The sequence below is a fragment of the Streptomyces sp. TLI_55 genome, from assembly GCF_900206255.1.
In the GTDB taxonomy this organism is placed as follows: Bacteria; Actinomycetota; Actinomycetes; order Streptomycetales; family Streptomycetaceae; genus Streptomyces; species Streptomyces aquilus.
The window spans coordinates 2,880,846-2,894,669 of sequence record NZ_OAOJ01000001.1 but is presented as its reverse complement, the minus strand read 5'-3'; the positions used below and the strand labels follow the sequence as shown (position 1 = coordinate 2,894,669).

The 13,824-nt window shown below is 69.2% G+C and carries 13 protein-coding genes; 3 read left to right on the top strand and 10 right to left on the bottom strand.

Annotated features, from left to right (window positions below; all coding sequences use genetic code 11):
• Positions 1-8: 8 nt before the first annotated feature.
• Positions 9-2,639 (bottom strand): beta-galactosidase, encoded by a 2,631-nt coding sequence (locus CRP56_RS13475; RefSeq protein ID WP_097263714.1) that lies wholly within the window; start codon positions 2,637-2,639, stop codon positions 9-11.
• A 93-nt stretch (positions 2,640-2,732) separates the two neighbouring features.
• Between CRP56_RS13475 and CRP56_RS13470 the strand changes: the two genes are divergently transcribed.
• Positions 2,733-3,203 carry an RrF2 family transcriptional regulator gene (locus CRP56_RS13470; RefSeq protein WP_097274005.1) on the top strand — a complete coding sequence of 157 codons (471 nt, stop codon included), beginning with the start codon at positions 2,733-2,735 and terminating at the stop codon, positions 3,201-3,203.
• Between the two features lie 135 nt (positions 3,204-3,338).
• Complete coding sequence (locus tag CRP56_RS13465) at positions 3,339-3,995, top strand: DUF4360 domain-containing protein (protein ID WP_097263711.1); 657 nt, start codon at positions 3,339-3,341, stop codon at positions 3,993-3,995.
• 15 nt (positions 3,996-4,010) lie between these two features.
• On the opposite strand, the gene CRP56_RS13460 is transcribed toward CRP56_RS13465, so the two are convergent.
• The 3 genes from CRP56_RS13460 to CRP56_RS13450 all read right to left on the bottom strand — a co-directional run bounded on the left by CRP56_RS13460 (position 4,011) and on the right by CRP56_RS13450 (position 5,939).
• Positions 4,011-4,730, bottom strand: coding sequence for a hypothetical protein (locus tag CRP56_RS13460; protein WP_143664902.1), 720 nt, complete (start codon positions 4,728-4,730; stop codon positions 4,011-4,013).
• Positions 4,731-4,911: 181 nt separating this feature from the next.
• The gene (locus CRP56_RS13455; RefSeq protein ID WP_097263706.1) at positions 4,912-5,121 is read right to left on the bottom strand and encodes a DUF397 domain-containing protein; all 210 of its coding nucleotides are present in this window, start codon (positions 5,119-5,121) and stop codon (positions 4,912-4,914) included.
• The gene (locus tag CRP56_RS13450) at positions 5,118-5,939 is read right to left on the bottom strand and encodes a helix-turn-helix domain-containing protein (protein ID WP_097263703.1); all 822 of its coding nucleotides are present in this window, start codon (positions 5,937-5,939) and stop codon (positions 5,118-5,120) included. The genes CRP56_RS13455 and CRP56_RS13450 overlap by 4 nt, the downstream gene beginning before the upstream one ends.
• Before the next feature lie 131 nt (positions 5,940-6,070).
• Between CRP56_RS13450 and CRP56_RS13445 the strand changes: the two genes are divergently transcribed.
• Complete coding sequence (locus CRP56_RS13445; RefSeq protein WP_097263700.1) at positions 6,071-6,544, top strand: ATP-binding protein; 474 nt, start codon at positions 6,071-6,073, stop codon at positions 6,542-6,544.
• A gap of 112 nt (positions 6,545-6,656) precedes the next feature.
• Here CRP56_RS13445 and CRP56_RS13440 read toward each other — a convergent pair whose 3' ends face one another.
• From CRP56_RS13440 to mmsA, 6 genes are all read right to left on the bottom strand, one after another.
• Positions 6,657-7,433, bottom strand: a complete 777-nt coding sequence (locus CRP56_RS13440) for an intradiol ring-cleavage dioxygenase (protein ID WP_097263698.1) — start codon at positions 7,431-7,433, stop codon at positions 6,657-6,659.
• A 149-nt stretch (positions 7,434-7,582) separates the two neighbouring features.
• Positions 7,583-7,999, bottom strand: a complete 417-nt coding sequence (locus CRP56_RS13435) for a hypothetical protein (protein ID WP_097263695.1) — start codon at positions 7,997-7,999, stop codon at positions 7,583-7,585.
• A gap of 129 nt (positions 8,000-8,128) precedes the next feature.
• Entirely contained in the window at positions 8,129-9,733 is a 1,605-nt protein-coding gene (locus tag CRP56_RS13430; RefSeq protein WP_097263692.1) for a pyridoxal phosphate-dependent aminotransferase, read from the bottom strand.
• Between the two features lie 171 nt (positions 9,734-9,904).
• Positions 9,905-10,951: an aldose epimerase family protein gene (locus tag CRP56_RS13425; protein ID WP_097263690.1), complete on the bottom strand. Its 1,047-nt coding sequence runs from the start codon at positions 10,949-10,951 to the stop codon at positions 9,905-9,907.
• Positions 10,952-11,015: 64 nt separating this feature from the next.
• Positions 11,016-12,260, bottom strand: coding sequence for a multiple monosaccharide ABC transporter permease (mmsB, locus tag CRP56_RS13420; RefSeq protein WP_097263687.1), 1,245 nt, complete (start codon positions 12,258-12,260; stop codon positions 11,016-11,018).
• Positions 12,257-13,807 (bottom strand): multiple monosaccharide ABC transporter ATP-binding protein, encoded by a 1,551-nt coding sequence (mmsA, locus tag CRP56_RS13415; RefSeq protein WP_097263685.1) that lies wholly within the window; start codon positions 13,805-13,807, stop codon positions 12,257-12,259. Before mmsA ends, mmsB begins: the two co-directional genes overlap by 4 nt.
• Between the last annotated feature and the right edge of the window lie 17 nt (positions 13,808-13,824).

Below are 13,824 nucleotides of genomic sequence, written 5' to 3'. Positions count from 1 at the left end.
GCCATTGCTCAGACGTTCTCCACCGGCACCCCGCCCGCCGACGCGCCCAGCAGGGTCAGCCGTACGTCCCTGGGGCCCGCCTCCGTCGTCCCGTCCGAAAGGACCGCCAGGGCGAGGGAGTTGGTGCCCCGGGTACGCAGGATGCCGTTCGGCAGGACGAAGGGGTGCCGGGGGCCGGCGTCGTTGACGTACTGGCCCATGTTCCAGCCGTTGAGGAAGACCTGCACCCGGTAGGCGCGCTTCGGATCGTCGTCGAGGGTGAGTCCGATCGAGGCGTCGACGCCGGTGGGGACGGAGAGCCGGAAGCCGGTCCGGTACCAGGTCACGCCCTGGCGGCGGTCGGCGCGCGGCAGCTTCACGGCCTCCCACGCCCGGTCGTCGAAGGCGGGCAGGTGCCAGCCCTCCCGCTCGCCGTACAGCCCGCCGTTGTTGAGCGGCCCGCGCACCCGGTCGACGGCAGCGGACCCCTGGAGTCGCCAACTCACCCTCGCGGACGCCCCCTTGAAGCGCGCCGACGTCAGTCCGCGGGCCGCCTTGTGGGTGTCGAGGGAGGTGTCGTCCACGTCATGCGCCATCCGGCGGACGAGCACGGACAGCACATGCTCCTCGCGCTTCCGCAGCTTCTCGGGTACGTCGAAGGTGGCCGTGGCGGTCCAGGTGCCCTTCCGGGCGGACCCGGCGTCCGGTACCGGCATCCGGTGCGTGCCGAGCGGCTTCCCGTCCAGCCAGGCCATCAACAGCCCCTGGGTGCCGGTGCTGTAGGCGAGCGAGACGGCTGCGAGGCCCTCGGCGTCGGTGACGTGTCCGCGGTACCAGACGTCGCCGTAGTGGAAGCCGTAGTCGTCGGCGAAGAGGACGGGCCGGCCGTCGGGGACGGGGGTGGTGCTGAAGGAGGTCTTCTTGTCGGCCTTCACCCACGCCGAGTCGTCGAAGTCCGGTGCGGACTCGGGGTTCTCGTCCTGTCGCCGCCATCCGCCGAGGGCCGGGAGCGGCACCGGGCCCTGGCCGGGCAGGGGCTTCAGGGCGAGCAGACTGAACGTGGCGCTGATCCGGGAGGGTACCGGCCGTTCGTTCCAGGTGACCTGCTCGATGCCGCGCGGGCCCCACACCTCCAGGCCGGTCAACTTGGTGGTGTCGCCGGTGAGATGGACCGTGTCGCCCTTCAGCCGGACGTCCCGCACCAGCGAGGGGCCGTACACCAGCACCGGCCCGGACGGCGTCTCGTACGGCCACAGCCGCAGCGCGGTCGTGTCGTCGGCGAACAGCAGCAGCAACGGCCGCTCGGAGCCGCCGTTCTCCACCTTCACACGGGCCAGCTCGCCGACGCCGAGCGGGCAGGTCACCCGCAGCAGGCCACGGTCGTAGATCCACGCCGGTTCCGCGTCGAGCCGGGTCGCCGTCGGCTCCTCCGGGCACTCCACGACGACCTGGGCCATGTCGCCGTACCGCCCCGAGAACACGGCGATGTCCTGCCGCCCGGCGGAGACGAACAGCATGAGCTGGGCGGTGGCGTACTTCAACGTCCGCCCGCCCAGCTTGAGTTGCGTGCTCAGCACCTTGCTGTCACCCGGCCGGACGTTGACCGGCACCTCGATCCCGGCGCGCGGCAACGGGGTGGACACCGCCTTGGCGGAGTCGTTGCGCACGACGTAGGTCTGGGAGTCGGTGTCCCGGTTGACCAGGTGCTCCACCTCGAGTCGCCCGCCGGGGGAGGCGACGTTCCTCCTGCGGTCCAGCTTGGCGAAGTCCGGTACGGTCCGCAGCAGTTGGCCGAGCTGGTGGACCGGCGCGAGCGCGGGGGCGGGCCGCCGCGCCGCGCCGAGGGCCGCGTCGCTGTCGTACGCGGTCACGGACAGCTGCGGCGCGGGCAGCCAGCCCCAGGACGTCCCGCCGTACGCCATGGCCGGGTGGTGGAGTCGGCTGAGAGGGGTCTGCGGCACGGACAGCGGTACGTCGATGCCGTCGGCCCGCACCTTCCTGCGGAGGTGGGTGACGTAGGCGGTGTCCGGCGCGCTCTCCAGCTCGTACAGCAGGACCGTGCCCTTGCCCTTGGTGTAGAGGTGCCGGGCGGCGATGGCGTTCACCCGCGTCAGCCACTCGTCGGCGTGCGCCAGATAGGCGGGGTCGGTGGTCCGGGCGCGCCCCTCGGTCGCCGTCAGCCAGCCGGGGAAGCCGCCCGCGTCGATGTCGGCGCCGAGGTGCGGGCCGGGGCGCAGCACGACGTACAGCCCGGTGTCGGCGGCCGTGCGCAGGAAGCGGTCGAGGTCGCGGACGCCCGTGAAGTCGTACGAGCCCGGGGCGGGGGAGTGGTAGTTCCAGGCGACGGAGACGGTCACCGCGTTGTAGCCGTGCGCCCGCAGCTTCTCCAGCACGTCCCGCCACAGCGACGGGCTCGGCAGCCGGAACAGATGCATCTCGCCCGGCCACAGCGCCAGCCGCCGGCCGTCGACGAGCAGGGAGTAGCGGTCGTGGCCGACCGTGTGCACGGCGCCGTCCGCGACGGGCGGGGCCGGCGGCGGCCCCGTGGGCACGACGCGGGGCCCCGTCCGCGACGGCAGCGCACCGCCGCTGCCGGCCAGCGCGAAGCCGAGCGCGGCCGTACCGGCGAGGGCGCTGAAAGTTCGTCTGCTTAGCTCCACGCGAGCGTCGCCTCCTGTTGTGCCTGCGTTTCCCGGGACGCGAGTGAGGGACCATTCTCCATGCCCGGGACGGCACGCCTCACAATGGTCCTCATGAGGATCTCGGCACGGGCGGACTACGCGGTACGAGCGGTACTGGAACTCGCCGTACGGCAGGGCGACGGGGCCGTGAAGACTCCCGTGAAGGCGGAGACCATCGCCCTCGCCCAGGACATTCCGCACAAATTCCTCGAAGGCATCCTCGGCGACCTGCGCCGCGGCGGCGTCGTCGACAGCCGGCGCGGCGGCAACGGCGGCTACGCGCTGGCCCGGGACGCGGCCGAGATCACCGTGGCCGACGTGATCCGGGCGGTCGACGGCCCGATCGTGTCGGTACGCGGCGAACGGCCCACGGGTCTGGCCTACACGGGTTCCGCCCAGCCTCTCCTGCCCCTGTGGATCGCGCTGCGGGCGAACGTGCGCCGGATTCTGGAGGGCGTGACGATCGCGGACATCGCGGCGGACGCGCTGCCGACACCGGTGCGGCAGCTGGCGGCGGAGCCGGCGGCCTGGGAGAACCCCTGAGGCAGAGTCAGGCAGTGTGAAGATGCTGTGAAAACCGCACCTGTGAATGGCCTGAGTTCACCCTGTCCGCGGCGTCGGTCTGTCCCTACGGTCCGGTTGGCACATCAGCCACCCCCCGACCGTTACGGAGAGACCATGACTCGTGGGCTCCTGCTGAGCGGTGCGTTGGCCGCTCTGCTCACCACGGCACTACCGGCCCAGGCCGCCACCTCGTCCGGCGGGTTCGAGGACCCGCCGCCGGACAAGATCGTCATCAAGGTCGCGACCGTGAACGGCAGCGGCTGCCCCGCCGGGACGACGGCGGTGGCCGTCTCCGAGGACAACACCGCCTTCACGGTGACGTACAGCGACTACCTCGCCCAGGCGGGCGGCGGCTCGGACCCGACGGCGTTCCGCAAGAACTGCCAGCTGAACCTCATCGTCCACGTCCCGCAGGGCTTCACGTACGCCATCGCCAGCGCGGACTACCGAGGCTTCGCCGCCCTCCAGTCCGGCGCGACCGGCACCCAGAGAGCCTCGTACTACTTCCAGGGCTCCCCGAACACCGCGTCCCGCTCCCACCCCTTCAGCGGCCCCTACAACGACAACTGGCAGGCCACCGACACGACCGACTGGGCCCAGCTGGTCTGGGCGCCCTGCGGAGTCCAGCGCAACTTCAACATCAACACGGAGCTGAGGGTGACCGCGGGCTCGACGTCCGCGAGCAAGGTCAGCTTCATGACGATGGACTCGACGGACGGCGACATCAGCACGGTGTACCACCTGGCGTGGAAGGAGTGCCCGGAGAAGTGACGCCGACGTAGTCCGTCACTGTCGCCCGAGGGCCACGGCCATCATCGCGGCCACGCCCACCCCCGCCCAACAGGCGGTGGCCCCCGCCACCCGGAGGCCGGTCATGAGTGGCCGGCCGCCCGGGGCGGGGGTGCGGCGGGACCACAGCGGCCGGGGTTCCGACCAGAGGTACGCCGGAAAGCCGAAGCCGAAGACGACCGAGGTCAGCAGCCAGTACCCCGCGCTCGGGGCGCGGAGGTCCTGCCTGAGCACCATGCTGACGAGCGCGACGACACAGCAGAGGGCGACGGGCCAGGCGAGGTGCGGCATGACGAACCAGTACATGAGCGGGATGAGGACGTCCAGGAAGCCCAGGGCGTCGAACCGATCGCTCTCCTCGAAGGTCACACCGGCCGCCTGCTCGCCCAACTGCCGTTTGATGCCCGCTGTGAACCGCTCGGCTTCCGCCCCCGGGAGGCTCACGACGTCGTGGTACGTGAACGTGTGATCCCCCAGATATCCGGTGGACCAGAAGACCCGCACCTCACCGACATCCGGACTGATGACCTGTACGACGGACACGTTCCCGCTCCGCAGGTCCCGCAACAACTCGGGCACCCCGGCTCGTGTCGGGAACAGGGTGGAACACAGGCCCAGGAATCCGGCGGCCAACACGACCAGCGCCAGCACCCGGAAAACCAGGCCGGCGTGTGCCGTACGCCGTTCGTCAACGCCCCAAGCGCGGAATCGCGCCATGGCACGCGTTTCAGGAGTCATTTGATTCGCCACCGATGTCGCGGCCGGAAACCCGGCGCTACCTGAGCTGGCCGCAACAGCCACTCGAAGACCGCCCCACTCGATGAGAAACGCTCGGCGACCAGGCGGGAAAACGGCGATGCTCCCCAGTACGTCGGAGCCGGTTCAGCCCAGAAGTCGATCAGTGAGGCGAGACAGTAACCGACGTGCCGCTGCCCGCGAAAGCGATGAAGGGCTGCCAGGCAGAGAGGGAGAGAGTGAGGTGCGGGGCCTGGGGGGTCTTGGAGTCGCGGACGTGGATGGTGCGGGGGCGGGTGGCGACCTCTACGCAGTCGCCAGAGCCGCTACTGCTGTAGCTGGACTTGACCCAGGTCAGTTCGCCACTGCTCATAAGGCTCCTCGCATCTGCTCCAACAGGCTCACGGAGTCTTCGAAGGAGAGAGCCTGCGCACGCATCTTGGCATACCGCTTCTGGAGCACGCTGGCGATCTTGGGGTTGGAGATGAGCTGACCGCTCTCGGGGGCCTCGGTGTAGGCGAACCACTTGCTGTCCGGGTTCTCCAGCAGCTGCATCGGCCCGTGGAGCCCGGGATGTGACTCTCGCACCAGCGGCATGATCTGGATCTCCACGTTCCGGAGGCGCGACAGCTCCAGGACGTGATCGATGAGCTCGCGGGTCACCTCCAGGCCGCCAGTGCGGCGCAGGAACACGTGCTCCTCGACGACGAAGCCGAACTCGGTGTTCGGCCGCTCCGACAACAGCCGTTGCCGCTCGGCGCGAGCTGCCCACTGGGCTTCGACCTGTTCGTCCTTCAGCGGCGGCAACTCGTCGTCGAACAGCTGGCGTGCGTAGGCCTCTGTCTGCAGCAACCCTGGGATCATCCGGCACTCGTACGTGAACAGGGTGATGGCCTGGGCCTCCAACCGTGCCCACTGCCGAAACCATGACGCCAGCCCCGGCTGTCGCACCAGACAAGCGGCCGCCCGCCGCAAGGCGCCCGTGTTACCCGTCGCCTCCTCCGCCCGCTCCACCAACACGAGGTCGGGCATACGCCTCCCCAGCTCCACCGAAGCCACCGTGTGCTTGGAGTACCGCACCAGCTCGGCGAATTCCTCCCGGCTCAGCCCCGCGTACTCCCGCAGTGCCTGCAACACCGCCCCGAACGTCCGCAGACTGTCCGACGACTCCGGCTCACCGCCATCGGCCACCGTCGATCACCTCCCGCCGTCATGGTCACGGCCAGTCACAAGTACTGTCCACCCTGTGACCGCGTACGCTCGCGCAGCGTACGCGGCGCCGACCTGGCGAAATGCCCTTCACGTGGGCCAGATTGGCGCCCATGACCGCACCCCCCACCCGCCCCGAACGAGTTATCGCACGCACATTCCGTCAGCGCCTCAGCCCCACCCCGCGCGGCGCCCGCCTCGCCAGACACCTCGCCCTGAACCAGCTCCAGGAATGGGGTATCCCGCACGACACCAGCGTCTCCGACGCCATCGCCGTGATCGTCGCCGAACTCGCCGCCAACGCCGTCACCCACGGCCGCGTACCAGGGCGGGACTTCGAGCTCGCCCTCTCCCTCGTCGCCGGCAGCGTCCGAGTCGAGGTCACCGACACCCGCGCCGACGCCGTCATCGACGTACGAAAGCCGCGCCCGCTGGAAGAAGCCGGGCGCGGCCTGGTGCTGGTCGACGCGTTGGCCGACCGGTGGGAGGTGGTGGACCGGCAGCCTCCGCCCGGGAAGACCGTGCGGGCGGAGGTGGACGTGCCGGGCTGGTTGGGGCTGGTACGGGACCTCGACGGTGAGGTCTAGCTCGGTAGGCGGAGAAGTTGCTCGCCGCCTGGTGTGAGTAGCGATCGTGGTGAGCGAGACGGCCGCCCCGCGTGAGCACAGGGAACGGCCGTCCCGTCACGTGGCTACCGGGTCAGACCTCGACGCCGAGGGTCAGCGTTCCGGTGTACCCCGACGCCGGGGAGCTGCCGAGTGCCGTTAGGGTCAGGAGGCCGGAGGCGGCGCCGCCGTCGTCGTAGATCGAGTCCTGGGCCAGGGTCGTGCGGGTGACCGTGTTCGCCGAGTACGGGGAGAGCGCGCCCACTCTCGCCGTGATCGTCTCGTTGAAGAAGAGCTGGCCGGTGTGGACCTCGGTGCCGCCCGTGAAGGAGCCGTCCGAGGTGAGGGTCACGCCCGTGTGCACCTTGACGTGGATGTGGACGCAGCGGCCCCGGTACCAGCCCGGGTACACCGTGGTGAGGTTGGCGACGCCGCTGGAGTCGGTGAGGACGCCGCCTCGCAGGAACGTGCCGTTGTCGGGCTCGCTGTGGCCGTTGCTGCCGACGTAGCCGGAGTACTCGCCGAGCACGTCGGCGTGCCAGATCTCCACCAGGGCGTTGGGGATCGCCGCACAGGTGTCGTCGTCGACGACGGTCAGCGCCAGCTTCAGCACGAAACCGGTCTTCGTCTCGCGGATGTCGGAGCGGACGAGCGCGCCGTCCAGGTAGTAGGGGCCTTCGGTCATCTCCTTGGTGAGGGTGCAGACGGCCGCGGCGGCGACGGCGGAGGCGTCGGCCGCGTCGGCTGTGGGGGCTTCGGGCACTGCGGTGCCCACGGCGACTGCCGCTGCGGTGGCGCCGGTTGCGATCAGAACGGTGCGGCGCCGGACCGGGGTGGGGGTCGCTTCAGCTGCTTCCGAAGTGTCTGTCATGGACACGGCACCGTAGAAGCGCTTGCTGTTGATGGGCTGTCAGTTCGGCAAAGTGAGAGACCGTCAAGTTCCTTGCGAGACAGGATCCGGACGCGGCCCCACGGGAAGCGCCCCCGTTCAGTCGAGTCAGAACGGGGGCGCGCAGTACGTCAGTTCGCCGCGCAGGCCAGGTTCCAGCCGCCGTACGAGCCGCTCACGTACGCGCCGTCGTCGACGTGGCCGACGCGGAAGTAGAAGCAGGCGGCCTCGTTCATGTCGGTGTCGTAGATGTAGGCGTTGGACATGCTCCACCCGGTGTAGCCGCCGGTGTAGTCCACGTGGATCTTCGTGTCGGTGGTGTGGGGGCTGCCGGTGGTGGGGTTGGTGTACTGCAGGCGCACGCCCTTGCCGTCCGAGCAGACGTCGAGGATCTTGAAGGTGTCGCCGTCGTCGTAGAAGTACGCGGCACCACAGGAGTTGCTGGAGCTGGCCGTGTAGATGTCGGCAGCGAAGGACGAACCCGCCGTCCCGACCACGAGAGCCCCGGCGACGAGGGCGGGCACGGCGAGATGTCTGAGCTTGGGCATGCTGGAACTCCTAGCAGGGCGAAGGGGGTTGAGCGTGGGGGGAGTTCACGTCGTCGATACCGTGTGAACGGACTATGCCCAATATTTGATCTCTGTACAAGAGCTGTTGGACTGTCAACTACCTGTGCGTCATGCCCCCGCCGCGTTGGGCCAAGCAGTGCCGCTGTTCGGCCACCCCTGAGCCGGCGCAGGCGTCAACCCGTTGGTCCCCCGGACCTGCGCCGCCGTCAGCCCACCCCGAGCGGGCACCCCGGGCGGCGTGAGACCGCCGGCAGGCACCCCGTACGGCGACTGAGCGGCGGCCGCGGGAGCGACCGGCATCGGCATCGGCTGCGGGGCGACCGGCATCGGCATGGGCATCGGCTGAGGCTGCTGCGGAGCAACCGGCTGCGGAGCCATCGGCTGTGCGGCGACCGGCTGTGGAGCCATCGGCTGTGCGGCGACCGGCTGAGGCGCCGCAGGCACCGGCACCGGCTGAGGCGCCGCAGGCACCGGCGCCGCCGCCATGGCCTGCGCGGCCAGCGGCATGCCGGCCCCGTTGCTCATCAGGCGGTCCACGGCCGCCGTACCCGAGCTGTAACTGGTCCCGGTCGCCAGCTCGGGCACGGCGGCTCCCCTCCTGGTCCCGTAGAGCACCTGTTCCAGCGCGGACACCAGGCGACGCACGTCCGTCTGGGGGCGCACCACGAGACGCAGGAAGCGACTGGACGAGCCGATCTTGTTGCCGCACTCGCGGACCAGGATCCGGTGCTCGGAGAGCAGCCGGTCCCGGACCACGGTGCCTTCGGCGCCCACGGGGAGGCGGACGAAGAGGAAGTTGCCCTGGGAGGGGTAGACGGTCAGACCGGGGAGGGCGGAGAGCTGGCTCGACATGTCGAGGCGGTCCCGGCGGACCTGCTGGAGGCTCTGCGCGTACTCGGCGCCGTGCTCCTTGAGCATGAACACCACGTACTCGGCGAAGGCGTTGAGGTTCCATTTCGGCAGCATCGAGCGGACGCGGCCCGCGAGCGCCGGGTTGGCGACCATGTAGCCGAAGCGGATGCCGTGCAGCCCGAAGTTCTTGCCGAGGCTTCTCAGCACGATCACGTTCGGGCGCAGCATGGCCTCCTGGACCACGCTCGGCTCCGCCTCCGCGTCGGCGAACTCCAGGAAGCTCTCGTCGACGACGATCAGGTCGAGGTCGGCCATCGCGTCCATGAACTGCACGATCGCGTGCTTGTGGAGGAAGCCGCCGTCGGGGTTGTTGGGGTTGCAGATCACGGCCGCCCGGGTGCCGCGGGCCCGTATGAACTCGGCGTACTGGGCGAGGTCGAGGGCGAAGCCGCTGGACTCCTGGAGCGGGAACATGTCGACCCGCTTGCCGGTCTCCATGGGCTGGTCGGTCCAGCGGCCGAAGGTGGGGACGGGCACGGCGAGGGACTCACGGACCAGCAAGTGGTCGATCCAGGTGATCAGTTCGGTGGAGCCGTTGCCCATCGCCACGGCCTGCGGCGGGAGTTGGAGGAGGTTGCACAGCTCGGCGGTGATGGTGTCGGCGCTGGAGGGGTAGTACGTGATGATGTCGCGCAGTCGGCCGGCCATCTCGTCCCACATCCCCGGGGTGGGGAAGTAGGGGTTCACCGGGATACAGAAGTCGATCGGGCCGGCCCCGTCTCCTGCTGCCCGCGTCAGCGCCGCCATGGACGGGCTGTGCGCCGCGGAGCTGCGGAACAGCGAGGTGACGTTCTCGGCCATGGAACCTCCGTATGGGGCGGACCCGGTGGGGACGGCCGGGTCCGTCGTCTTTGGGTGGCCCGCGCGGGGGAGCACGGGCCGCTCATACATACGAGGGCTGCGGTGACACTGTTCAACCGCTGAGAAATCGGTAAGAAGTTGTGCCCCACCTGTGAAGGAGGGGCAGGAGGGTCAGGAGGGCAAGGAGTGCACGGTCGTCGACCGGTAGGTCTCCCCAGGGCGCAGCACGGTCGACGGGAAGTGCTCGTGGTTCGGGGAGTCAGGGTAGTGCTGGGTCTCCAGGCACACGGCGTCGCCCTGACGGTAGGTACGGCCGGCGGGGCCGACCAGCGTGCCGTCGAGGAAGTTGCCGGAGTAGAACTGGACGCCGGGCTCGGTGGAGGCGATCCGCAGGGTGCGGCCGGACGCGGGGTCCTGGAGCGTCGCCACGTGCTCCGGCTCCGCCGTGATCCCCTTCTCCAGCACCCAGTTGTGGTCGTAGCCCTTGGCCGCGAGCAGTTGGGGATGCCCGGTGCGCAGGTCCCGGCCGATCGGCTTCGGCTCGCGGAAGTCGAACGGCGTGCCGGCCACCGGTGCCAGTTCGCCGGTCGGGATGAGGCCGGCGTCGGTCGGCGTGAAGTGGGCGGCGGGGATGGTCAGTTCGTGGTGCTCGATCGTGCCGCTGCCCTCGCCCGCGAGGTTCCAGTAGACGTGGTTGGTGAGGTTGACGACCGTGGCCTTGTCGGTGGTGGCCTCGTAGTCGATGCGCCAGTCGCCCTCGGCGGTCAGGGTGTACGTCACCTTCGCCGTGAGCGTGCCGGGGTAGCCCATCTCGCCGTCGGGGGAGGTGTACGACAGACGCAGGCCGACGTCGGTGCCCCGCTCGAACGGCTCGACGTCCCAGACCACCGTGTCGAAGCCCGCCTCGCCACCGTGCAGGCTGTTCTCGCCGTCGTCGACGGAGAGCTGGTACGTCTGGCCGTCCAGCGTGAACCGCCCCTTGCCGATGCGGTTGCCGTACCGGCCGATCAGCGCGCCGAAGTACGGGCTGGACGTGACGTAGTCCTCGAGGTGGTCGAAGCCCAGGGAGACGTTCGCGTACCGGCCGTGCCGGTCGGGGACCTCCAGGGACTGCACGATCCCGCCGTACGACAGGACCTTCATACGGGTGCCGCCGTTCTCCAGCGACCAGCGGTGGATCTCCGTCCCGTCGGCGAGCTTGCCGAAGACTTCCTTCACCAGATGTCTCCTCCCATGGGAAGGGCCCCGCCTTCCGACGGGGCCCGACCGGTCGACCTGTGTGCTACGAACCGGACTTGCGCTTGTTCCACACGTCGAACCCGACCGCGGCCAGCAGGGCGAGGCCCTTGATGACCTGCTGCCAGTCGGAGCCGACGCTGAGGAGGTTCATGCCGTTGTTGAGAACGCCGAGGACGAGACCGCCGATGATCGCGCCGAGGACGGTGCCGACACCGCCGCTCATCGACGCGCCACCGATGAACGCCGAGGCGATGGCCTCGAGTTCGTAGTTCAGACCCGCCTTCGGGGACGCCGCGTTCAGGCGCGCGGCGATGGCCAGACCCGCCAGGGCCGCGAGCGCGCCCATGTTCAGGAAGACCAGGAAGGTGACCTTCTTGTCCTTCACACCGGACAGCTTCGCGGCCGGCAGGTTGCCGCCGATCGCGTAGATGTGCCGGCCGAAGATCGAGTTGCGCATCAGGTAGCCGTAGCCGACGACCAGGCCGCCCAGGATGAGCAGGACGATCGGGGCGCCCTTGTAGCTGGCGAGCAGCATGGTGACGACGAGGATCGCGGCGACGATCGAGACGAGCTTCAGCAGGAAGAGGTTCCTGGGCAGCACGTCGAGCGAGAACTCCTGCTGGCGCTTGCGGTCGCGCACCTCCTGGACGACCACGAAGGCGATCAGGGCGAGGCCGAGCAGCAGCGTGATGTTGTGGTAGTTGGTGTCCGGGCCGGTCTCCGGCAGGAAGCCGTTGCCGATCTTCTGCAGGCCGCTCGGGAACGGGCCGAGGGTCTGGCCCTCCAGCAGGATCTCGGTGAAGCCGCGGAAGACCAGCATGCCCGCGAGGGTGACGATGAACGAGGGTATGCCGAGATACGCGATGAGGAAGCCCTGCGCCGCACCCGCACCCGCGCCGACCGCCAGGCTCAGCACCACGGCGATGGGCCAGGACACGTCGTGCTGGACCGTCAGTACGGCCGCGAACGCGCCCACGAACGCCGTGACCGAGCCGACCGACAGGTCGATGTGGCCGGCGATGATGACCAGCATCATGCCGATCGCGAGGATCAGGACGTAGCTGTTCTGCAGGACCAGGTTGGAGACGTTGCGCGGCAGCAGCAGGTCGCCGTCGGTCCACACCGCGAAGAGCGCGACGATCAGGCCGAGGGCGATCAGCATGCCGTACTGGCGCATGTTGCGGCGCAGGCCGTCCAGCATCAGCTGCAGCAGGTTCTCGCCGGAGGCCGATCCGCTCTTGCCCGGCGGCGCCGGGGCCGGCGTCTTGGCGGTCACATCCGTGCTCATCGGGTTACCTCTTTGTCCTTGGTCATCTGGCGCATCAGCGATTCCTGCGAGGCCTCGGCACGGGAGAACTCGCCGGTCAGCCGGCCGGCGGCCATCGTGTAGATGCGGTCACACATGCCGAGCAGCTCCGGCAGCTCGGACGAGATGAAGACGACCGCCTTGCCCTGCGCGGCCAGCTGGTCGATGACGGTGTAGATCTCGTACTTGGCACCGACGTCGATGCCTCGGGTGGGTTCGTCCAGGATCAGCACCTCCGGGCCGGCGAAGATCCACTTGCTGAGGACGACCTTCTGCTGGTTGCCGCCGGACAGCTTGCCCACCGGCTCGAAGACGGTCGGCGCCTTGATGTTCATGGACTTGCGGAAGCCCTCGGCGACCTGCCGCTCCTGGTGCTCGTCGACGAGGCCGCGCTTGGCCACCTTGCCGAGGGCGCTCAGCGAGATGTTGCGGTTGATGGTGTCGATGAGGTTGAGGCCGTAGTGCTTGCGGTCCTCGGTGACATAGGCGATGCCGTGGTCGACCGCCTCGGCGACGGTCTTCGTCCGGATCTCCTTGCCGTCCTTGAGGACGGTGCCGGCCGCGTGCCGTCCGTAGGAGCGGCCGAAGACGCTCATCGCGAGTTCGGTGCGGCCCGCGCCCATCAGGCCCGCGATGCCGACGATCTCGCCGCGCCGGACATGGATCGACACGTCGTCGACGACCTTGCGCTGCTGGTCGATCGGGTGGTGCACCGTCCAGTCGCGGATCTCCAGCGCCGGAGCCGCCTCCAGCTCACCCTCGTACGCGGTGCGTTCGGGGAAGCGGTGGTCCAGGTCGCGGCCGACCATGCCGGAGATGATCCGGTCCTCGGTGGTCTCCGCGGACTTCACATCGAGGGTCTCGATGGTCTTGCCGTCGCGGATGATCGTCACCGAGTCCGCGACCTTGCGGATCTCGTTGAGCTTGTGGGAGATGATGATCGAGGTGATGCCCTGCTTCTTCAACTCCAGGATGAGATCCAGGAGTTTGCCGGAGTCCTCGTCGTTCAGCGCCGCGGTCGGCTCGTCGAGGATGAGCAGCTTCACCTTCTTGGAGAGCGCCTTGGCGATCTCCACCAGCTGCTGCTTTCCGACACCGATGTCAGCGACCCGCGTTTCGGGGTGCTCGCTGAGGCCGACCCGGCGCAGCAGCTCGCTCGCGTGCCGCAGGGTCTCGCGCCAGTCGATGAACCCGCGCGCGGCGTGCTCGTTGCCGAGGAAGATGTTCTCCGCGAGGGAGAGGTACGGCACCAGCGCCAGCTCCTGGTGGATGATGACGATGCCGCGCGCCTCGCTCGCCCGGATGTCCTTGAACTCGCAGACCTCTCCCTCGAAGAGGATCTCGCCCTCGTACGTGCCGTGCGGATGGACGCCGGAGAGCACCTTCATCAAGGTGGACTTGCCGGCGCCGTTCTCCCCGCAGATGGCGTGGACCTCGCCCTGCCGGACGGTCAGCGTGACGTCCGAGAGCGCCTTGACGCCGGGAAAGGTCTTGACGATCGAGCGCATTTCCAGGACGGGTCCCGCCATGGTCGTGCCTTCCAATC